The 20331-nt window shown below is 38.6% G+C and carries 19 protein-coding genes; 11 read left to right on the top strand and 8 right to left on the bottom strand.

Annotated features, from left to right (window positions below):
- Nucleotides 1-28 precede the first annotated feature (28 nt).
- A complete protein-coding gene (locus tag P20429_RS14080) occupies nt 29-280 on the bottom strand; it encodes a succinate dehydrogenase assembly factor 2 (protein ID WP_007581709.1) in 252 nt (83 codons plus the stop codon).
- A gap of 164 nt (nt 281-444) precedes the next feature.
- Between P20429_RS14080 and P20429_RS14085 the strand changes: the two genes are divergently transcribed.
- Both P20429_RS14085 and P20429_RS14090 read left to right on the top strand, forming a co-directional pair.
- Nucleotides 445-1356 (top strand): folate-binding protein YgfZ, encoded by a 912-nt coding sequence (locus tag P20429_RS14085; RefSeq protein WP_007581706.1) that lies wholly within the window; start codon nt 445-447, stop codon nt 1354-1356.
- A 12-nt stretch (nt 1357-1368) separates the two neighbouring features.
- A complete protein-coding gene (locus P20429_RS14090) occupies nt 1369-1854 on the top strand; it encodes a peptidylprolyl isomerase (RefSeq protein ID WP_007581704.1) in 486 nt (161 codons plus the stop codon).
- 42 nt (nt 1855-1896) lie between these two features.
- Here the strand turns inward: P20429_RS14090 and P20429_RS14095 are convergent, their stop codons facing one another.
- From P20429_RS14095 to P20429_RS14105, 3 genes are read right to left on the bottom strand one after another with little or no spacing between them, the layout of a single operon-like run.
- Nucleotides 1897-2379, bottom strand: coding sequence for a hypothetical protein (locus tag P20429_RS14095; RefSeq protein WP_007581702.1), 483 nt, complete (start codon nt 2377-2379; stop codon nt 1897-1899).
- 25 nt (nt 2380-2404) lie between these two features.
- Complete coding sequence (locus P20429_RS14100) at nt 2405-3217, bottom strand: DUF481 domain-containing protein (RefSeq protein WP_007581700.1); 813 nt, start codon at nt 3215-3217, stop codon at nt 2405-2407.
- Nucleotides 3218-3259: 42 nt separating this feature from the next.
- Nucleotides 3260-3580: an HI1450 family dsDNA-mimic protein gene (locus P20429_RS14105; RefSeq protein ID WP_007581697.1), complete on the bottom strand. Its 321-nt coding sequence runs from the start codon at nt 3578-3580 to the stop codon at nt 3260-3262.
- A gap of 365 nt (nt 3581-3945) precedes the next feature.
- Between P20429_RS14105 and P20429_RS14110 the strand changes: the two genes are divergently transcribed.
- From P20429_RS14110 to P20429_RS14140, 7 genes are all read left to right on the top strand, one after another.
- On the top strand, nt 3946-4749 hold the full coding sequence (locus P20429_RS14110) for a crotonase/enoyl-CoA hydratase family protein (RefSeq protein WP_007581695.1): 804 nt from the start codon (nt 3946-3948) through the stop codon (nt 4747-4749).
- Between the two features lie 71 nt (nt 4750-4820).
- Nucleotides 4821-5174: a CidA/LrgA family protein gene (locus P20429_RS14115; protein ID WP_007581693.1), complete on the top strand. Its 354-nt coding sequence runs from the start codon at nt 4821-4823 to the stop codon at nt 5172-5174.
- The gene (locus P20429_RS14120) at nt 5167-5901 is read left to right on the top strand and encodes an LrgB family protein (protein ID WP_007581691.1); all 735 of its coding nucleotides are present in this window, start codon (nt 5167-5169) and stop codon (nt 5899-5901) included. Before P20429_RS14115 ends, P20429_RS14120 begins: the two co-directional genes overlap by 8 nt.
- 38 nt (nt 5902-5939) lie before the next feature.
- On the top strand, nt 5940-6770 hold the full coding sequence (locus tag P20429_RS14125; protein WP_007581689.1) for a mechanosensitive ion channel family protein: 831 nt from the start codon (nt 5940-5942) through the stop codon (nt 6768-6770).
- A 168-nt stretch (nt 6771-6938) separates the two neighbouring features.
- Complete coding sequence (locus tag P20429_RS14130; RefSeq protein WP_007581687.1) at nt 6939-10193, top strand: winged helix-turn-helix domain-containing protein; 3255 nt, start codon at nt 6939-6941, stop codon at nt 10191-10193.
- Nucleotides 10194-10209: 16 nt separating this feature from the next.
- A complete protein-coding gene (locus P20429_RS14135) occupies nt 10210-10587 on the top strand; it encodes a DP-EP family protein (protein ID WP_007581685.1) in 378 nt (125 codons plus the stop codon).
- A 205-nt stretch (nt 10588-10792) separates the two neighbouring features.
- Nucleotides 10793-11782 carry a sensor domain-containing diguanylate cyclase gene (locus P20429_RS14140; RefSeq protein ID WP_007581681.1) on the top strand — a complete coding sequence of 330 codons (990 nt, stop codon included), beginning with the start codon at nt 10793-10795 and terminating at the stop codon, nt 11780-11782.
- Nucleotides 11783-11860: 78 nt separating this feature from the next.
- Here P20429_RS14140 and P20429_RS19270 read toward each other — a convergent pair whose 3' ends face one another.
- Nucleotides 11861-12343: a winged helix-turn-helix transcriptional regulator gene (locus tag P20429_RS19270; protein WP_024590009.1), complete on the bottom strand. Its 483-nt coding sequence runs from the start codon at nt 12341-12343 to the stop codon at nt 11861-11863.
- 169 nt (nt 12344-12512) lie between these two features.
- On the opposite strand from P20429_RS19270, the gene putA reads away from it, so the two are divergent.
- Together putA and P20429_RS14150 are read left to right on the top strand one after the other, a co-directional pair.
- Nucleotides 12513-16316 carry a bifunctional proline dehydrogenase/L-glutamate gamma-semialdehyde dehydrogenase PutA gene (gene putA, locus P20429_RS14145; RefSeq protein ID WP_007581679.1) on the top strand — a complete coding sequence of 1268 codons (3804 nt, stop codon included), beginning with the start codon at nt 12513-12515 and terminating at the stop codon, nt 16314-16316.
- Between the two features lie 117 nt (nt 16317-16433).
- Complete coding sequence (locus tag P20429_RS14150; protein ID WP_007581678.1) at nt 16434-17627, top strand: HD-GYP domain-containing protein; 1194 nt, start codon at nt 16434-16436, stop codon at nt 17625-17627.
- A 53-nt stretch (nt 17628-17680) separates the two neighbouring features.
- Here P20429_RS14150 and P20429_RS14155 read toward each other — a convergent pair whose 3' ends face one another.
- The 3 genes from P20429_RS14155 to P20429_RS14165 all read right to left on the bottom strand — a co-directional run bounded on the left by P20429_RS14155 (nt 17681) and on the right by P20429_RS14165 (nt 20331).
- On the bottom strand, nt 17681-18718 hold the full coding sequence (locus P20429_RS14155) for a general secretion pathway protein GspB (protein WP_007581677.1): 1038 nt from the start codon (nt 18716-18718) through the stop codon (nt 17681-17683).
- 11 nt (nt 18719-18729) lie between these two features.
- Complete coding sequence (locus P20429_RS14160) at nt 18730-19647, bottom strand: ExeA family protein (RefSeq protein ID WP_007581676.1); 918 nt, start codon at nt 19645-19647, stop codon at nt 18730-18732.
- Nucleotides 19648-19812: 165 nt separating this feature from the next.
- The gene (locus P20429_RS14165; protein WP_007581675.1) at nt 19813-20331 is read right to left on the bottom strand and encodes a DUF1566 domain-containing protein; all 519 of its coding nucleotides are present in this window, start codon (nt 20329-20331) and stop codon (nt 19813-19815) included.

The raw sequence follows: 20331 nt of genomic DNA, 5'->3' as shown, positions 1-20331 counted from the left end.
GTCAGCGTTATTATTAGTAACTGTAAACCTATACACGAACTCGGTCTAAGATCAGCGAAACCATACCGTTTAACTGCTCATCTTTACATTCTTGATGACCCATAAACCATGCAAATAAGTCAGGGTCTTCTTCTGTTAGCAAACGCTGAAAAATAGCCTGTTGCTCTGCGCTCAATGAGTCGTATGCTTCTTCAACAAACGGCATAAACAAAACATCAAGCTCTAACATGCCACGACGGCAAGCCCAACGAATACGTGCTTTACTATGAATTTCAACCATTTTAAACCTCATACTTAATTGACTCGAGTTTAACAAACACAAGCCTATTTAGCAGCTATTAATCTCTCATTAAAGAATAAACCCGCACCAATAAGCGCTTGTCTGTACCATACGTAACAACTGCGTTATTATGTCACTTCATTTATATTGCAAAGAAGGTTTTTATGTCGAGCGTTTATGCATGTCCGTTATCTCATCAACTTATTAGCCTCTGCGGTGCTGATAAATTATCTTATTTACACGGGCAAATCACTCAAGATCTAAATAAATTAACCAGCAGTAATTATTTGTGGGCTGGCCATTGCAGCGCTAAAGGTAAACTTTGGGGCGTATTTAAATTATTTTCTTATCAAGACAGCTACTACCTTACAGGCAGCGAAAACGAAGTAGAAAAATCGTTAGCTGAGCTAAAAAAGTATGCCGTATTTGCAAAAGTTGACATTAGTGCATGTTCAAAGCGATTAATTGGTCTCATTGGTGATGATTTATCGGGTGTACTCGCACAACTTGATATTAACTTTGAAGGTGATGCGAGCGCGTGTGACTTTGAAAGCGGTAAAGCACTAAAATTAGCTGATAACCGTGTTTTATTGATGGTCGATAGCCAGTTTAGTATGCCTGATGACGTATCTACACTTGATAACGAAACTCCTTGGCAACAAGCATCTATGCTTGCAGGTGAACCTCAGTTAAGTGCAGATGCAATTGGCGAGTATGTTCCTCAAATGGTAAACCTACATGCTATTGGCGGTATAAGCTTTAAAAAAGGGTGTTATACCGGTCAAGAAACTGTGGCTCGCATGAAGTACCTAGGTAAAAATAAGCGTGCAATGTATATAGTTTCAGGTCAAAGCGAAGGGATACTTTCAGAGCCCGATTTAGAAACCCAATTAGGCGAAAATTGGCGCCGTGCAGGTAAACTTATTGCACAAAGCTTTAATGAACAAACAAATAAATTAACAGGCCTCGTTGTGTTGCCAAACGATACTGATGTAACTCAGGTACTTCGTGCAAAACACACACCTCAGGTGGAGCTAAGCATTCTGCCTCTACCCTACTCTCTTGAAGATGAATAAATAGGAATGACTATGATCGTTGCGGCAAACAAAGTGGTAAAAATGCATTATTCGGTAATGGATAATGATGGCAATAGCATTGATAATTCGTTCGGTGGTGAGCCACTACACTTTATCATTGGCACAGGCTACTTAATTTCAGGCCTAGAAAATGCTTTGCAAGGCAAACAACCAGGCGACACACTTAGCGTAAAAGTTGAACCTGATGAAGGTTATGGCGAACGCCACGATAACCTAATGCAAGCTGTACCTAAGTCGATGTTTGAAGGTATGGAAATTGAAGTCGGCATGCAATTTCGTGCATCAACAGATGATGGTGACCAATCAGTAATGATCATCGATATCCAAGATGAAGAAGTTATTGTAGATGGTAATAACCCACTTGCAGGCATAACACTTAACTTTGATGTAGAGATACTAGAAGTACGTGATGCAACCGAAGAAGAACTCACTCATGGTCATGTACATGGTGAAGGTGGGTGTGGTCACGACCACTAATACACTGTTAAAACAAGTAAAAAAGCGCCTAGGGCGCTTTTTTTATATCATATTGTTGCGCTTAACCGTTTCAATTTTTGCCTTACTAGGCAGCGTGATTGATACATTCTTTTCTTTTAGAGCGGCGAGTAAACCTTTTTGATCGTTTGTGCCAACTCGATACAAAGTGCCATCTTTAAGCGTTAGCTGTATTGCACTAAAGCCAGATACTGTATACACCCAACCATCGTGAGTGATTCGCATACCAATACCGTGTCTGTAAGAGTTTTGGACTGCCTTAGCTTCTACTACTTCGCCAAGCTCAATGCTTTGCCCTGCAACGCCTGGACCAAACGCCCAGCTAATATTCTTATCATCTACTTTTACTGTTAGACCATGGAACAAAAAGCCCACCAGCACTAAAATCCCAGCAAATATCATTAAAGGTCCATCAGCGCCTAACAAGTTCCATGCAAGCGCTACAAAACCGCCTATCCACGCTAATACAAAAAAGATAAACACCGCATACTGTTTATGCTGATACATAATATTCTCTAAATTAAATAAATACTTAAAAGCTGTACACCAATGTAGCACTCAGCTCTGAGTCAAACTTGAGTTTATCATCTTCGGGTTTTGAATTATAACGATACATGTAGGTAAATTTGAGTGATACCGCACCAATCACTTGGCTTATTAGTGCAGTTTCCGATTTTAAGCGAGAATTAAGACCTGAGAGCGACTGCTCTATACTCACATCTTGATTAAAACGAGTACGCTTAGAAACCAAACGTTCCCACTGCATTGCAACACGTACTAAATAACCAGTTTTATTAATTTCATCTTCGCTCACATCCGAATCTTCATCGGCTACTGAACGGTATAAACCAGGTCCTATATCAATATCTACTTTGTTTTTAGAGCCTTGATATACACGTGCACCATAGCCTGTCGCCACCGTACTTTTAAAATCAAGTCCACTAAACTCATCTTCTTCGTAATCACCGTAAATAAAAAATGAGGAGTTTTTAACACCTACTTTATAGTTACCTTGCGCTGATACAAAAACACGATTAGCTGTAACATCAGTGCCACCGCTTTCATCGTTCTCATCACGCTTATAAAGAGAGTCTATTTTAAATTGGTTACGCCACTTTTCAAAGTCTTGGTATAAATTACCTTTGAGCTTAAAACTGGTCGAATTGGTGTTACCTTTACTTAGAATAAAGCCAAATTCAGTATCACCGTAGAACATGTCACCTTTGTGTAACTCATGAATTTCTTCATCAGAGAGCTTGCCATATTCATGAAAATCTTCAAATGGATCAACGGCCCAACTTGGGCTGCTAATTATTAAAAAAATTAAAAATAAATACTTACGCACAATACTCTCTCTGCACACAATTATAAAAATAAGCAGTATTGCTTATTCAGTTTCTTTCCATAAAATATGACAAAACGGAGCATCTTTATCACGACTAATCAAAATTTTAGCAAACAAAACATCATCATTTTCAAATTCTAAACCAACCAACACCTGAATAAAGTGCTCTGGCTCTATTTCAAGGGCTACAAAGTCTTGCCACTGGTCATCTGGCTCGTCTTCTTCAATAAAGCCTAGGTCTTCTCTAAACTCATTAAAGTCTTCAACATCTTTTTCACTCAAGTTATTTGGCGCTAACTCTAAAAAAATATCATAAGCTTGGTGAGTAGCTTCTTCTACCGTATATAAACGTGGACCCGACATATGTGCTTACCTTAAGCTTTTAAGTTGCGCTATATTATCAAATCTCATCATCATTTTGATAAAAAAAACGTAAAACACTGACTTTTTTGTAACCGAGTCATGCTTTATTCAGCATACAACTAAATCGATAAATAACAATTCACCTAAACTATTGAATATAAAGATTACTTTTATTATTTTAGTTAAAATAACAACGTAAAATATTTTTATTATCTTAGGTCCGAATTGTTTAGCTTTTTCTCATCTAAAACCAATCCTTTAAGACTACGGCTTTAGCAATAAATTCCATTTATTTAAAAAATACCGTCACTTTACTTAATTCCTATAACAACATAAGCTCAAGCAACAGGTCAGAGGAGTGTGTAATGATAAAACTAGAAAAACAAAATGGCATTGCAACCGTCACGCTTAGCAGAGCAAAAAAACAAAATGCATTAAGCTTTGAAATGTTTGTAGAGCTAAACAAAGCCATTAAAAATATAAAAAGAGATCGTAGTATTCGTGCTGTGGTAATAAAAGGCGATGGCGAGCATTTTTGTGCAGGGCTTGATATATCAGCCGTAATGGCGGCACCATTGAATATTATAAAATTATTGCTTAAATGGTTACCAGGCAATCAAAATTTAGCGCAAAAAGTAGTATTAGGCTGGCAGTCACTGAGTGTGCCCGTTATTGCACAAATTGATGGCAACTGTTTAGGGGGGGGTTTGCAAATAGCTTTGGGGGCAGATTACAGAGTTGTTCATATTGATGCCAAACTTGCCATTATGGAAGCGCGTTGGGGATTGTGCCCCGATATGGGCGCAAATGTAATGATGAGCGGTTTAGTTAAGCGCGACCAAGCACTTTGGCTTGCAAGCCACGCAAACCCAATCACTGCACAACAAGCAAATGAGCTAGGTTTGGTTACTAAACTTACCGATGATACTCACCAAGCAACGCAAAACATGCTCGATACATTACTTGAGCGTTCACCAGATACGCTCGCTGCAATTAAACGCATTACACAACTTAGCTATAAACCAAACCAACGAAAAATACTCGCTAAAGAAACCTTCAGCCAAATTCGCTTATTGTTAAACCCAAACACTAAAAAAGCAATTGCTAAAGCAAAAGGAAAAGGAAAAGGAAAAGCGAATATAACCTACGCAAATACAAAGCACTGGTAGACTATTGCACAATGCATAAAAGAGTTTGATTTGTTAAAGTTAAGCTCTTATCTTTTCTGTGAGCCACTTTGATGAAATATCTGCTCAGTAGCGCTATTATTTTACTATGTTTAGCCTGCGCTAAACTCATTATGCACTTTATTGGTGGAAGCTTTCCTGCACCGTTACTCGCTATGGTTATTTTATTAGTTTTACTCTTGTCGGGTATTGTAAAAGAGCAACATGTAAAACCATGCGCCTCCCCTATTTTAAATATTATGCCTATCTTTTTCATTCCTGCGGGTGTGGGATTTATTGAACATCTCGGCCTTATAAAATCGCACTGGGCATTTTTAGCATCAGTTGTGGTGCTAGTCCCTGTAACTACCTTGTTGCTTGTTAGTAGTGTAATTGCGCACTTTAAGGGAAGAGAAAATAATGACTAATTTTACTATTTCAGAGCTACAGCCTACTTTATGGTGGCTAAGTATTCCTTTTATTATTGTATTGTTTTTAGCACTAAGGGCCGTAAACCAAAGTATAAAAAACAGCGTATTTAAATCACTCACTAACCCCGTATTTTTAAGTATTAGTATTATCGCTTTATTACTAGTTAATCTAAATTTGTCTTATACGCAATTTGCCTCGCACAGCAAATTACTAAGCTGGTTATTAGAGCCCGCGATTGTGGCTTTAGCGCTTCCTTTATATCAGCAGTTTACACACGTACGAAAAAACTTATTACTTATAGTCGCAACATGTAGCCTAGGTATTGTTAACGCAACCGTAGTGGCATTTTTGCTAAGCATATTATTTAATGCGCCTGCGCAGCTAAGTGCATCTGTTGCCGCACTCAGTGTCACAACCCCAATATCTTTAATTGTCACTGATTCATTAGGGGGGATTAGCTCACTTGCAGCGGCTTTAGTTATTTTTATTGGTTTACTAGGCGCTTTATTTGGCTTTATGCTTTTTAAACTCATTAATATCTTTAATCACGAATCTCAAGGTGTTGCCATGGGCACAGCTTGTCATGCAATTGGGACTGCCGCTGCTATTGCCGAGCATCCAAAAGTTGGCGCTTACTCATCGGTTGCAATGGCGCTAAGCGCTTTACTAACAGCGATTATAGTACCGCTGTTATATCCATTTTTAGTCAACATTTTGCTATAGTTGGAAAAATACAACATAGCCCTAACATAGAGCGCTTTATGATCAGTTCTGAAATCGAACAGTTTGAAAAATATTACACCATGCTTACTGAGTATATGGTTACCTACAGTATGCAAATTGTCGGTGCTATTTTTATCGTCCTCATTGGTTTGTGGATAGCGCAAAAGCTTGCCAAATTTGTAGCGGCCTTAATGACCCGCCATAATGTTGACATTACGCTCACTAACTTTGTCAGTAGCGTGGTAAAAGTACTGCTAATTGTAATGGTTATAATTATTGCACTTGGCAAAATAGGTATCAGCGTTACGCCATTTGTAGCAGCCATTGGTGCTGCATCTTTAGGTGCTGGTTTAGCTCTACAAGGAATGCTCTCTAACTATGGTGCAGGCCTTGCCATTATAGCCACTCGACCTTTTGTTGTTGGTGATACTATTGAAGTTAAAAATGTCAGCGGCCAAGTTAAAACAATTGAGCTTGGCTACACTATTTTAATTAATGAAGAAAAAGTAGAAATTACCATTCCGAATAAACATATTGTGGGCGAAATACTTCACAACTCGTTTAGTTACTCATTGGTCAAAGGTGAAATAGATATAGCTTATAGTGCATGTTCTGATAGCGCCATTAGTCTTATTGAAGAGGTGCTTAAAGCGCACGAACTGGTCGCGCAAAATCCATTATCGCAGGTCGGTATTGAACGCTTTGCCGATAGTGGTGTTACAATCAGCTATAGATATTGGGTACCTACTACTAAAATTATCGAAACCAAACTGGCTATTAACGGCGGTGTTTACAAAGCAATTAATAACGCTGATATTGAAATTCCATTTCCACAGCGCGTTGTTACCATAAATAAAAGCGATATATAGTCATAAAATCCAGTGGGTAATTCAATATTGGATTACCCACATCAATAAACTTCTTTTACTGCGTAAAAACTCCTTATCTGTTTGTTATTTTATCTGTAATATAAAGAATTGGTTAAAAAAGTCGGCTAATCACTCGCTTTAATTACATAATAACAATAATGAGCCATTATGAATCGCAGCCCTTTTTATTTAGGTGATTGGCAAGTCAATCCCCAGTCAAATACTCTTCAGCGTGCAGAAAAAAATAAACAGTTAGAACCAAAAGCCATGGATGTGTTAGTTCATCTTTGCTTCCAAAAAGGCGAAATTGTTACTACTGACGAGCTATTAGATCAATGCTGGAAAAATGTTGAGGTAGGCGATAACCCGCTGCATAAAACAATTACCCAGTTACGAAAAGCTCTCGGTGATAAAGCAAGTGAACCCACCTACATAGAAACTATTCGCAAACGTGGTTACCGCGTTATTGCAAAACTTGAGTTTCCTCTGGCTGAAGATATAAAAAAAAGTGAAAACACATGGCAAGGTGGCTCTCCTTTTTTAGGATTAAGCGCCTACAACCCAAGCGATACACACCTATTTTTTGGCCGTAATCAATCTATAGAAACGTTACTCAATAGAATATCGAGCCAAGTTAAATTTGGTCGTGCTTTTTGCTTAATACTTGGCCCTAGCGGTACGGGTAAATCTTCGCTTGTTAATGCTGGGATTTTACCAAAACTGCTAGATGAGCGAGGCTATAACGGCATTGGGGTTATTTCTTATAGCCAACTCGACTTTGCAGATGTTCATAAAAATAGACTTTTTTTAGATTTAGCTTCTGCATTGCTTGATTGGGATATAAATGGCCTTCCTGTATTTGAAGGATTAAGCGCGCAAACACTGGCAGAGCAACTAGAATTGGCAATCGATGGCGTAATCAACGCCATACAAATTGCACTTAGCAAAGCCTCTACACAACTTAAAACACCACAGTTATTTTTATTTATTGACCGCTTAGAAGTACTGCTTTCTTCTCCTTTATTTAGTAGCGAAACACGCAGCCATTTTTTATCAGTTATTGAGCGCTTAGCAACCTCTAAAACTGTGATTGTATTTAGTGCGTGTCGTAACGACTTTTACCCTTTAGTGGTTGAACAACCAAGTCTAATGGCAGGCAAAGCTCATGGCGCGCACTACGATTTAACACCGCCAAATCGCCAAGAGCTTCAACAAATTATTCGCCTGCCAGCGTTAACCGCTAATTTAACGTTCTCCAATGACCCACAAACCCAAACACCACTGGATGAAATATTGTGCGCCGATACAGCCAATAACCCTGACGCACTGCCCATGCTGCAATACACATTGCAAGAGCTGTACTTACAGCGCAGTGATAATAACGAGCTACTGCACAGTGTTTACACAAAACTCGGGGGTATTGAGGGAGCCATAGGCAAAAAAGCAGAAGATATATTTATTGACCTCAGCAACGAGCAACAACAGCAACTAAAAAGCGTATTATCACAGCTGATCACTTTAAATCCAGATGGTAAAACCATTACGAGCCGCGCTGCCCGCTGGCAAACATTAACGAACACAAGCCAAAAAGAGCTTGTGCAAGCCATGGTCGATAGCCGTTTATTTGTATCGCATTTACAAAATCAAGAAGCCTGTTTTAGCCTTGCTCACGAGGCATTATTACGTCAATGGCCGCGAGCAAAACAATGGATTAATGATCATAAAGATGCCTTAGCAATAAAAAGCCGCTTACAACACCAAGCGCAAAATTGGATAGATGAAGGTAAAAGTAGTGCTTACCTCCTAGCGCCAGGTAAACCGCTACAAGAAGCGCAGCTATTACTAAACGACAAACTGTTTAAATTAGATGATAACGAGCACACTCTTATCAAAAGCTCTATTAAAAAAACAAAAACAAAAATAAGAGTAAAACGGGTGACCGTTGCTTTATTGTGCTTACTTACATTTACCGCGTTATTAATGAGCTTTACTAGTTTTAAGGCCCAGCAACATGCGCAAAAAAAACAGCTTGAGGCCGAAAGCTTACTGGGGTTTATGGTGGGTGACTTTGCCGACAAACTGCGTAGCGTAAAGCGTATGGACTTACTTGATGGTATTAGTAATAAAGCACTTGAATATTTTACAAATCAAACAGACGAATCAGGTTCACTCTTTAGCTTTAGCGATGATAAAGCACAATTTAACAACCGTTTCCAGTACGCACAAACCCTCGAAGCAATGGGTGAAGTAGCTTATTCCCGAGGTAAAACCGATGAAGCCTTTACCGCCTTTGAAAACGCCCGCACCCGCCTTGAGGCATTATTAAAAATACAGCCTAACAATATAGAATTACTAACGCTTGCGGGTGCCAATGCCTTTTGGTTAGGCCAGCTTCATTATGATAAAAGTGATTACGCTGCCACTGAGCCATTATTTAAAAAGTACCATATGTATAGCGAAACCATGTATTCATTAGCAGCGAATGATTTTAATTCCATTATGGAGTTGTCGTATTCACATAATTCGCTGGGATCTTTGTATTTAAAACAATTTAATTATAAAGCGGCAAAACAGAGCTTTACCGAATCACTTACTCTTAAAAACGAAGCGCTTGTGCTAAAGCCCAACAATAAAAACTTATTGCGTGATAAAGCAGATACCCTTAGTTGGCTTGCAAAAACTGAAGGTATGCTTGGTAACTTCAACACTGCAGTGTATATATTGGACAATGCAGTTGCTGTGGTCAAAAAGGTGGCTAATCACTACCCTGATGACGCGAGTCTTTTTTATATGTCAGCAAATATATATATGCAACAAGGCTATTTACTAAGCTATTTACCTGATAAAAAAATGGCCTATTTAAAAGCTCGCTTTGCGAATGAAAATATAAATGAGGCTTTAAAGCAAGATCCAGAAAATAATGAATTTCAACATATGTATTATCGCTCTTTAGCGCAATTAATAATGTTGTCTTATGACAAAAAAGTAGATTCAAGAATAGGAAAAATTATTAGCTTCTTAAAATCACAAGGTTTTAATAGTATCAATTCTATTAATACACAAATTAGTCTGGCTCGCTATTTTATTGACAGAAACTTCCCTCTTAAAGCGCAAGAGTTATTAACAACCCTTGAGAATGATGGCGAATATAAACGTTACATAACCAATAAAATGAAGAATAGAGATAACTTAGCTCCCATAAATATAAACCTGCTCAAAGCTAAATTAGCTTCGACCAGCGAACAGCGAGAGCAATTTTGCGTAAATGCGCTTAAAGCTATTACTCAAACAGTAAAAATAAACCAAAGTATTCACGTAAAGTACCCGCAGGTACAAGCATATACCTGCTTAAACCGAGCAAACGAAATACCAACAATAACAGCAAGCCTGATAAAACTAGGCATTACTGACTTTAAACTATAAATACAAAGGAAATAACATGAATACCACCTTAGAAAAAGTCGATTTTCAAGTACATATTGAGTTTAACGATAAAAAAGAGGCCGTTTTTAGCTATACAGAAAATGGTAAAGCCGTTGACGGCGGCGGTACAGTAAGAGCCGAAACTGCAGGTACTTACACTTTAACTCCTGTAACAGTTGGGCTAGGCTTTTTTTTCATGGGGGCTACAATTACTAATAAAATCGGAACATGTGCCCAAGATTTCAGTTATGAACTTAGTGATAACCGCCAAGCAATCACCGTCACCGATACAGCAAAAAACTCAGGCACTGCATGTTTAATATTTAACGTTGAGTGTAATGATAAACCTTATTCAAGCCCTGACCCACAAGTTATAAATAAAGACAAAAATTAATTATTGATTTTAAATTGCACAAGCATAATTTCCCCAGTGCAATTTATTTATAACCTAACTACCTTTTAGCTAAGCACTGACACACTTCAATAAAAACAAATAAAATCAACAAATTAAAAAAGAAGGTTACCGAAAGGTTTAAAAACCATAAATTAAATAAACTCCTAGACATAAAGTTTCATTAACAATAAAAATGAGCAACACCATGTCTAACAATAATGAAAATAGCAGAGCAAACAACACCGACAACGCTGTATCTGCATTAATGAGCAGCATTTCTAATACCGTTAACAATGAAAAAATAAGCGCAATTATTAATGTCACTAATGTGATGGCCGATGCTATTTTTATTGTTAATGCAGATGGAGTGTTTGAATCAGTAAATCCCGTTGCAGCTCGTTTTTTTAATGTTACGTCTGACTCATTAATAGGTAAAAAATGGCAAGATTGTTTACAAGAACAGTATCGCGATGACTATCAATACATGTTTGAAAGTTGGAAAAACAACTATCAAACACCACTCAATCATGGCCCGAAAGAAGTTAAAATAATAAAAAACAATGGTAACTGTTTAGATATAGAGCTCTCAATTTCTTGTATACCCGCATCAACTACAAACAATATCCCTCTATTTATTTGTATTATGCATGATATTTCTAGGCATGTTAAAAAGTATAAAGTACTCGAAAACATAGCCAAAATAGATCACCTTACAGGCGTCGCTAATCGCTGCACTTTAGAAAAGGCGATTATTAAAAATTGGCAAGAATGCATAGTAGACAAACAGCCTTTGAGTTTTATCTTGATCGATATTGATTTTTTTAAACTGTTTAATGATAATTTTGGTCATGTAAAGGGTGATAAATGTTTGCAAAAAGTAGCTCAAACAATTGAAGACTGCCTCCCCTCAAAAGATAGTTTAGTAGCACGCTATGGTGGTGAGGAGTTTGCTGTTGTATTACCCCGCTCACACGTCTCAAATGCAGAAATGATCGCAAAACGTATTCAAGAAAAAATACTCAACATTAATTTTAGAGATATTGGTTTGCCAGCGAATGTAAAGATAAGTGTAAGCCAGGGTTTAGCGTGTGAATACGATAATCAGTACAGAACATCTGAGGCATTAATATGCGCGGCTGATACGGCTTTATATAGAGCGAAGTCGGAAGGTCGTAATAAATTATGTATAAGGTGATGTACTAACTATTTGGTATAGCCTTTATCTACTAAAATAAAAAACCGCAATTGCGGTTTTTTATTACTTGAGAAAAGCTTAAATGTCGATTAGCAGCCCTTCGTCTTTTTTAATCTTTTCGATCACCATATAAGTATGATGAGTGCCCACGCCGGGAATATCGACTAAGTCGCCAAGAACTTGTCTATATTCTTCCATATTAGAAACGCGGATTTTTAATAAATAATCATAACCGCCTGCCACCATGTCGCATTCAACGACTTGTTGTATTCTTAGTATATGCTCTCTAAATACCTTAAATACTGCTGTATTTGAAGCAACAAGCGACACTTGAACATGTGCTACTAAGCTTTGATTAAGCTTTGCTTCGCTAAGCTTAGCGTAGTAGCCTTCGATATAGCCTTCTTGCTCTAATCGTTTTACACGATCAAGACACGGGCTTGCACTCAAATTAACCTGTTTTGCGAGGTTAACATTTGAAATTCTGCCGTTCTTTTGTAGAACGTCTAGTATGGCTAAATCAATACGATCTAGCATGCGTAATCTATTTGGAATTGTCATAACAGAATTTTATGCGGATAAGTTAAATTTATGCCCTGTAAATTATCGTAAAACGCGAAATTTAACCAGCATATTCTGCTGAAATTTAATTAGAATGCACTCACAATATCACTGGTAATTTATTGGTAATTAATTTTACTTTAATTCTTAACACTCCTGAGGGTTGCTTATGTTATTCAACGGCGATTTAACAACGATTTGTCCTATTAGACAAAGAATCCGTGACTTCTACCGCATAGATGAAAATGCGGTTATTGATCATATTTTACCGCTTGCAGAAGTAGGCGTAAAAGCACGAAGTCGTGCCTGGGAAAGAGCCCGCCAGATTGTTTTAAACATTCGTAAAGAGCAAGATGGGCAAGGCGGTGTTGATGCGCTTTTAAATGAATTTTCACTCTCTAGTGAAGAAGGCGTTGTATTAATGTGTTTGGCCGAAGCGCTGCTTCGCGTACCAGACAAAGCAACTCAAGATGTACTGATTCGCGACAAGTTAGCGAAAGGTGATTGGAGCTCTCATTTAGGCAGCAGCGATTCTTTATTCGTAAACGCGTCTTCTTGGGGATTATTAGTTACCGGTAAAATGGTTAACTACACAGACAAAACGAAAGAACAACAGTTCGGCATGCTTAAAAAGACCATTGGTCGTTTAGGTGAGCCAGTTATTCGTAAGTCTGTAAATTTTGCTATGAAAATTATGGGTAAGCAATTCGTTATGGGTCGTACCATTGACGAAGCAATTGAACGTGCTGCCGATACAGAGCAAAAAGGTTATGTATATTCTTACGATATGCTAGGCGAAGGCGCGCGCACAATGAAAGATGCGAAGCGTTACTTTGACAGCTACATGAATGCTATACACTCGATTGGTAAAGCGGCAAATGGTCGTGGTCCAATTAAGAGCCCTGGTATTTCAGTTAAGCTTTCTGCTATTCATCCGCGCTATGAGTTCACTCATAAAGACCGTGTGATGGAAGAAATAGTCCCTAAGTTAAAAGAACTTGCTCTTGCTGCTAAGAAATACGATATCGGCTTTACCGTTGATGCTGAAGAAGCTGACCGTTTAGATATTTCATTAGATGTAATTGAAGCGGTATTTAGTGATGAAGATCTTGGTGATTGGCAAGGATTTGGCTTAGCGGTTCAAGCGTATCAAAAACGCGCTATTTTTGTAATTGAATGGCTAACAGACCTTGCAACCCGTGTTGGTCGTAAAATGATGGTACGTTTAGTTAAGGGCGCGTACTGGGATACTGAAATCAAAACCACACAACAAGATGGTTTAGAGCATTTCCCTGTATTTACTCGTAAAGCAACAACCGATGTTTCTTACAAAGCATGTGCAATTAAAATGCTTGAAGCGCGCGACGTACTTTATCCACAATTTGCAACGCACAACGCTTACACTGCCGCGACTATTTTAGAAGTAGCGAAAGGCGATAACACAGGTTTTGAATTTCAACGTTTGCACGGTATGGGTGAATCATTATTCGACCAAATCGTTAACGAAGAAAAAATTCAATGTCGTGTATATGCACCGGTTGGTCAACACGAAGACCTACTTGCTTACCTTGTTCGTCGTTTGTTAGAAAATGGTGCTAACTCATCATTTGTAAACGCGATTGTAGATACAACAAAGCCTGTTGAATCATTACTACCTGACCCTGTAGAAACATTGCAAGGCTTGCGTAATAAGTACAATACGCAAATAAAAATGCCCATTGATTTATATGGTGAAGAACGTGCTAACTCTAAAGGCATGGATTTAACCGATATTAACGTTATTACCCCTTTCAAAGAGAATCTTGAAACATGGTTTAACGAGCACTTAATTGAGCAAAGCCAAGTACCAGAAGGCTCATTGGCTGTTAAAAACCCAGCAAATCACAAAGAAATCATCGGCCACGTTAAATTGCAAACTGGCGAAGAGATGAAAGTATTACTGGCTAACGCTGAAGCGGCACTTGAATCATGGTCACAAACACCAGTAAAAGAGCGTGCTAATTTACTGCGCCGCGTTGCTGACATTTTAGAGCGTCATCATGATGAACTAGTCGCTATCTGTATTAAAGAAGCCGGTAAAGTAGCGCAAGATGGTATTGATGAAGTACGTGAAGCGGTTGATTTTTGTCGTTACTACGCAGCGCGCGCTGAAGAGTTATCTAAAGATGAGCGTTTTGAAGCCCGTGGCGTTATTTTATGTATTAGCCCGTGGAACTTCCCGCTTGCAATATTCTTAGGTCAAGTTGCTGCTGCGATTGTTACAGGTAACACTGTAATTGCTAAGCCTGCTGAGCAAACAAGTTTAATCGCCCTTCGTGCCATTGAACTAATGCTATCAGTTGGTTTACCTGAGCACGTTGTTCAACCTGTTATCGCTCGCGGCTCAGAAGTAGGTAAAACAATTGTTCCAGATGAGCGCATTCAAGCGGTTATGTTTACAGGTTCTACTGAAACAGGCACATTAATTTCTCAAACACTTGCTGCACGTAACGATATTCAAGTACCGTTAATTGCAGAAACAGGTGGCCAAAACTGTATGATTGTTGACTCAACGGCGCTTCCTGAGCAAGTAGTTGACGATGTGATCAGTTCTGGTTTTCAAAGTGCTGGCCAACGTTGTTCTGCTCTTCGTGTTTTATTCATTCAAGATGACGTAGCAGATGGCATTATCGAAATGCTTAAAGGCGCTCTAGCTGAGTTACACATTGGCGACCCATCGTTACTATCAACTGATGTTGGTCCGGTAATTGATGAAAAAGCACTTAAAAACTTAAATGAACACGTTGAGTACTTAAAAGGTAATTCTATACTTCATTACGAATGTAAAATTCCTGATAATACTCAAAATGGCGCATACTTTTTTGCTCCTCGTTTATACGAAATTAAAGACTTATCAGTACTTAAACGTGAAGTATTTGGCCCATGTGTTCATATTGTTCGCTTTAAATCGAATGAACTTGATGATGTGATGGATCAAATAAATAACACGGGCTATGGTCTGACAATGGGTGTTCACTCACGTATTGAAGAGCGCTGTGAGTACCTTGCTAAAATGTCACGTGCGGGTAATGTTTACATTAACCGAAACATGATTGGTGCCATTGTTGGTGTGCAACCGTTTGGTGGCCGTGGTTTATCAGGTACTGGCCCTAAAGCCGGTGGCCCTAACTACCTACAACGTTTAGTAAAAGAAAAAGCATCACCAGATAACGTACAAATGACTAACCTAACGCCTGACGAACTTGATTTACACCACTACAGCGGTGCGAATGAGCAAGTTAAAAAGCTAATGGCCAACTCAATGCGCGATGAGAAAATCTGGCGTGCAACACCACTAAACGACCGTGTTTCGGCTGTACGTCAGTTGCTTGCTAAAATCGCGACGGTAGAAATTATCGACGATTTAGCAGACGACTTAGCATTAACATTATCAGAAGCACGTGCACAGCTTAACCGCCTTGAAAAGCACATGCGTAAGTTTACTACCCTGCCTGGGCCAACGGGTGAGTCTAATACACTTCATCTAGAAGCACGTGGTTGTGTAGTGTGTTATGCAGATAAGAGCACATCATTTAACTTCTGGGCATTGTCTATCATCACTGCTATTGCCGCAGGTAATACGGTAATTACTGTAGCGTCTGAGCTGTTTTATGATGAAGCAGTTGCCTTTAGAGATAAATTTATCTCTACAGGTGTTGCAGAAGGTGTTTTCCAAGTAGCTAAACCTAACCAGTTACAAGCTATTTTGGCGCACCCTCATTTAGCCGGTGCGGTAGTTGCTGCTCGCTCGTCTCGCTTGGGCTACTTTAGTCAACAGCTTGCACAGCGTAAAGGTGCTATTTTACCAGTAATTAGCTCTGAGTATTACGATACATTAATCAAACGTCTTATTACTGAAAAAACAATCAGTATTGATACAACAGCATCAGGTGGTAACACATCACTAATGACGCTTGTTGAAGATGATGAATAATTAAGCTAATGCTTTTTAACTAAAAAATAAAAAAGGCACTGAAAAGTGCCTTTTTTATTAGGTAGTAACGTATATATTTGTTAGCTTAATGAAAGATTAACAATAGAAGTAATAAATTTGAAAATAATTCCTGTAGGTCAGTTACTGCCTGGTATGTTTGTGCAAAGCGTTACTAGACAAACTGGCAGTATTAAAATTAAAAATCAAGGCTGGGTTAAAACTCAGGCTGGTATTAATAACCTAATAAAAGCAGGCATTTTAGAAGTAGAAATCGACCCTGATAAAACCCTCATTGAATCAGTCCCTGAAAAAGCTCCTATTGCTGTACCTGCAACAAAAATAAAGCGTGACCCTTGGCAAAAAACACACAGTGCCGAACAAGAAATGGGAAAGGCAAAAAAACTGTATGACGAAGCTAAAACACTGCAAATAAAAGCATTTAAAGATATTAAAGCAGGCCGCGATATAGATATTGCACCGTTCAAAGAGCTGGCAAGTGGCTTTATGGACTCTGTTTTTAGAAACCAAGATGCCCTAGCCTGCCTTACCCAAATGCGCCAAAAAGATGCTTACCTACTTGAGCACTCTATTAATGTATCGATATTAATGGGGATTTTCGCTAAACATTTAGGTATAGAAAAAAACATTATCGTTGAACTGACTACCGGCGCACTTTTACACGACATTGGTAAGATAAAAATCCCTGATGAAATACTCAATAAGCCGGGTCGCTTTACCGATGATGAATTTAAAATAATGAAAATGCACTCGCTTTTCAGTAAAGAAATATTAGAAGAGTCTGGCTTAACAGGTATCGCGGTTGATATTGCAGGTATGCATCATGAAAGGCTTGATGGTAAAGGCTATCCGTTTGGTAAAAAGGGCGACGAAATAAGTCAGTACGTGCGTATGGCATCAATTGTAGATGTGTACGATGCACTTACCGCAGAACGTGTTTACAAAGCAGGCATGGAGCCAATAAAAGCCTTTAAAATACTAAAAGACGGATGCCCAGATAGCTTCGATCCCGTGCTGCTTAATAAGTTTATTCAATGTATTGGTATTCATCCGGTAGGAACGCTCGTTAGATTATCGAGTCAAAAAGTTGGTTTAGTGACCGAGAGTAATCCCAGTACACCACTAAAGCCTATCGTTAAAACATTTTACAGCGCCAAACATAGTCGCTATACAGAGATAAAAGATATCGATTTATCTAATAAAAAAACCTTAGATACCCTTGAATCAGCGGTGAAACCTAAAGAATATAATATTGATTTAGAACGCTTTTATAAAAACTCAATATTACCCTAAGCAATATTGAGAGCTCAACATTCTACCGAGCTCTCAACATAATAGCTAAACGTTTACTGCGGCCAGTCTTGCAAAGCCTTTAAGCTAAACTCATAACCATCAAAATCAAGTACACTTTGCTCAGGTGTAATCTCTCTTACAGTTAAAGCACCTATGCTCTCTCCTTCATGTAACTCTCGGCCATTTAGCTTGATCCAACGTTTGTCAGCACTCGATGAATAAATATGCGCTTGATATTTAATACTAGGCAACATTGATTGCAAACCATCAGGCAGTAATTCTACAGGCTCAACACGTGATGACGTTTTTGATGCATGGGTAACTTCATAATCTTGATTTTTTTCGACGTCTTGTATAGCTTGCGCAAACGCATTTTTAAGTGTTGTAGGCACCTCATCAAGCTCAGGATCGCTCATCTGTTGAGATTGGTTGTTACCATTAATTGGCTTACCTAGTACTTTATATTTACTCATATCTAGTTGAGCTGATGCTGTATTTTGACTTTGCCCAAATACCGAAGCGTTCTGTGTATTATTTGGATTGTAATTATTTTGTGGATTAAATACCGGCTGATTATAATTTTGAACTGGCATTACTTGTTGCACGTTCTGCTGATTATAACCCGTTGCGCTCGTGACCGGACTCGATGGCATAGGAATATATTGCCCATTAGGCGTCAATAACATTTGCTGTACACCATTAGGTGTTTGCACATGTACAAGTTGCCCTTCAATCGTTGCAGTATTATTTGGAGCTATTTTAGCGGGTTCTAACTTAGCTATTTGCTGCTTTTCAACTGCGGCATCTACCTCTTTAACTTGTTCTTTAGGTGACGATTTTTCGCTTTCAACCACCTTAATTACAGCGGGTTCCGATGTGTTTAATAAAGTAGTACCTTGAAACCACTTACCAGTAGTAAACCCACCAGCTACAGCAATAAAAGCAGCTAAGCTTGTACCAAATACTAACGCTAATCGTCTATAACGCTTTAGTGCTTGCTGTTGCTTTAACTGCTCTGATTGTAAGTCGTATTGCTCAGCACTCATATCTGATTGCTGCGACTGCTTTAGCGCATCTAATAAATAAGACATAACTTACCTAACTATAAAATAAATGAAAGCCCAATGCCTACGGCAAATAAAGCAACGAATGCAAGGCTATATGGTACAAATGACGTTGCTTTGTTGGCCTCATTAACTGGCGCTACAAAATCCATGGGTAATGACTCATGTGCTGATTTTTTTATTATATCGCTATCAACTATCAACTGCTGCTTTGCAAAAGTGCCTACCAAAGCTCGCTCACATACCAAGTTCATTAATCGTGGCACACCACCGGTTAATTGATGAACAGCTTGCATGGCATCCATCGAAAAAATTCCTTTATCACATCCTGCAACATGTAACCGATGCTTTATGTAAGCAACTGTTTGGCCTTGCGTAAGTGGTAATAAATGGTAACGAGCTGTTATTCTCTGGGCGAGTTGCCTTAATTCATTGCGCTTTAAAAGCTCTTGTAGCTCAGGTTGACCAACCAATACTATTTGTAATAATTTTTTATGATCGGTTTCTATGTTTGTCAGCAAGCGTAATTGTTCAAGCACATTAGGGGCAAGTAACTGCGCTTCATCAATTATAAGTATGGTGTGCCCACCCGATTTATTATTGATCTCTAAGTGCTTTTTTATAATATCGGTAAGACTTTTAAGCGTCGCATTATTAGCATCGTAACTAATGTTGAGCTCATCACAAATACTAGCCAATAACTCCAGCTCTGAAAGTGCTGGGTTATGGATCATCGCTACTTGCGTGTTTTCGGGTAACTGCTCTAACATACTGCGGGTAATTGTAGTTTTACCAGTACCCACTTCGCCTGTTAATAATACAAAACCACCGTCTTCACCTAATCCATAGGTAAGGTGTGCTAAGGCTTCTTTATGTCGTTCACTTAAAAATAAGTAATGAGGGTTGGGCGAAATTGAAAAAGGTTTTTCATTCAGGCCAAAATAGCTTAAATACACCGTGATGTTCCTTCGTAATTAAATCACGGCCTATAATGGCAAAAAAACGCACTAAGTGACAACGTTGTAAGCGCTTTATTATTGAAATAACGTAAATTTATGTAAAACAAAAAAATGCAGCGGTTTTAAGACTGCACTTTCATCTGTCTAATCTTAGTAAGTACTTTATTCTTCGTAGCGAACTAACCGTAAATACACATTACTAGTTTTGGCGTGCAAGCTATTCAGCCCACTATCAAATTGATAAACCCATGCAGAGCTCATCGTGCTCACACCCGATGTATTTGACCAATAGTTTTGAAGCTTAGTACCAAAAAACACCTCTTCATTAATGCTCGGCTCGGTGCAACTGTGCTCTAAAATACTCGCCAACTCTTTAATGTTAGGCATTTGCCAATCATCGTAATCTGCGGTTGTATCATTTTTAGCACCGCGTAGTGCTTCTTGCCAAGTAAGAGAAGGTGTAGAGCCTTCGCAAAGTTTTGTATCTGTATTATAAATTTGCCCATAACTACAACGTTGCCACATAAGGCCTGTTTCGGTATCAGACACTGTGCCATCTGTATTTATGGTAAATCTATCTGTCGGCGTTGTGGTATCTGCACCGTCGTAGCACGTTTGCGCCGCTGCAATATTAAAGCTCAAGCTTATAGTTGCTAGTGCATAGAGTAATTTTAATCTCAT

Origin of the sequence: Pseudoalteromonas sp. BSi20429 (assembly GCF_000238895.1) — a bacterium.
GTDB lineage: Bacteria > Pseudomonadota > Gammaproteobacteria > Enterobacterales > Alteromonadaceae > Pseudoalteromonas > Pseudoalteromonas arctica.
This window is presented reverse-complemented; position numbering and strand designations above follow the sequence as displayed.

What these genes read in the sequence shown, in the direction of transcription:
- P20429_RS14080 (WP_007581709.1), bottom strand. Translation starts at nt 280, where the DNA reads ATGGTTGAAATTCATAGTAAAGCACGTATTCGTTGGGCTTGCCGTCGT.
- P20429_RS14085 (WP_007581706.1), top strand. Translation starts at nt 445, where the DNA reads ATGTCGAGCGTTTATGCATGTCCGTTATCTCATCAACTTATTAGCCTC.
- P20429_RS14090 (WP_007581704.1), top strand. Translation starts at nt 1,369, where the DNA reads ATGATCGTTGCGGCAAACAAAGTGGTAAAAATGCATTATTCGGTAATG.
- P20429_RS14095 (WP_007581702.1), bottom strand. Translation starts at nt 2,379, where the DNA reads ATGTATCAGCATAAACAGTATGCGGTGTTTATCTTTTTTGTATTAGCG.
- P20429_RS14105 (WP_007581697.1), bottom strand. Translation starts at nt 3,580, where the DNA reads ATGTCGGGTCCACGTTTATATACGGTAGAAGAAGCTACTCACCAAGCT.
- P20429_RS14110 (WP_007581695.1), top strand. Translation starts at nt 3,946, where the DNA reads ATGATAAAACTAGAAAAACAAAATGGCATTGCAACCGTCACGCTTAGC.
- P20429_RS14115 (WP_007581693.1), top strand. Translation starts at nt 4,821, where the DNA reads ATGAAATATCTGCTCAGTAGCGCTATTATTTTACTATGTTTAGCCTGC.
- P20429_RS14120 (WP_007581691.1), top strand. Translation starts at nt 5,167, where the DNA reads ATGACTAATTTTACTATTTCAGAGCTACAGCCTACTTTATGGTGGCTA.
- P20429_RS14125 (WP_007581689.1), top strand. Translation starts at nt 5,940, where the DNA reads ATGATCAGTTCTGAAATCGAACAGTTTGAAAAATATTACACCATGCTT.
- P20429_RS14130 (WP_007581687.1), top strand. Translation starts at nt 6,939, where the DNA reads ATGAATCGCAGCCCTTTTTATTTAGGTGATTGGCAAGTCAATCCCCAG.
- P20429_RS14135 (WP_007581685.1), top strand. Translation starts at nt 10,210, where the DNA reads ATGAATACCACCTTAGAAAAAGTCGATTTTCAAGTACATATTGAGTTT.
- P20429_RS14140 (WP_007581681.1), top strand. Translation starts at nt 10,793, where the DNA reads ATGTCTAACAATAATGAAAATAGCAGAGCAAACAACACCGACAACGCT.
- P20429_RS19270 (WP_024590009.1), bottom strand. Translation starts at nt 12,343, where the DNA reads ATGACAATTCCAAATAGATTACGCATGCTAGATCGTATTGATTTAGCC.
- putA (WP_007581679.1), top strand. Translation starts at nt 12,513, where the DNA reads ATGTTATTCAACGGCGATTTAACAACGATTTGTCCTATTAGACAAAGA.
- P20429_RS14155 (WP_007581677.1), bottom strand. Translation starts at nt 18,718, where the DNA reads ATGTCTTATTTATTAGATGCGCTAAAGCAGTCGCAGCAATCAGATATG.
- P20429_RS14165 (WP_007581675.1), bottom strand. Translation starts at nt 20,331, where the DNA reads ATGAGATTAAAATTACTCTATGCACTAGCAACTATAAGCTTGAGCTTT.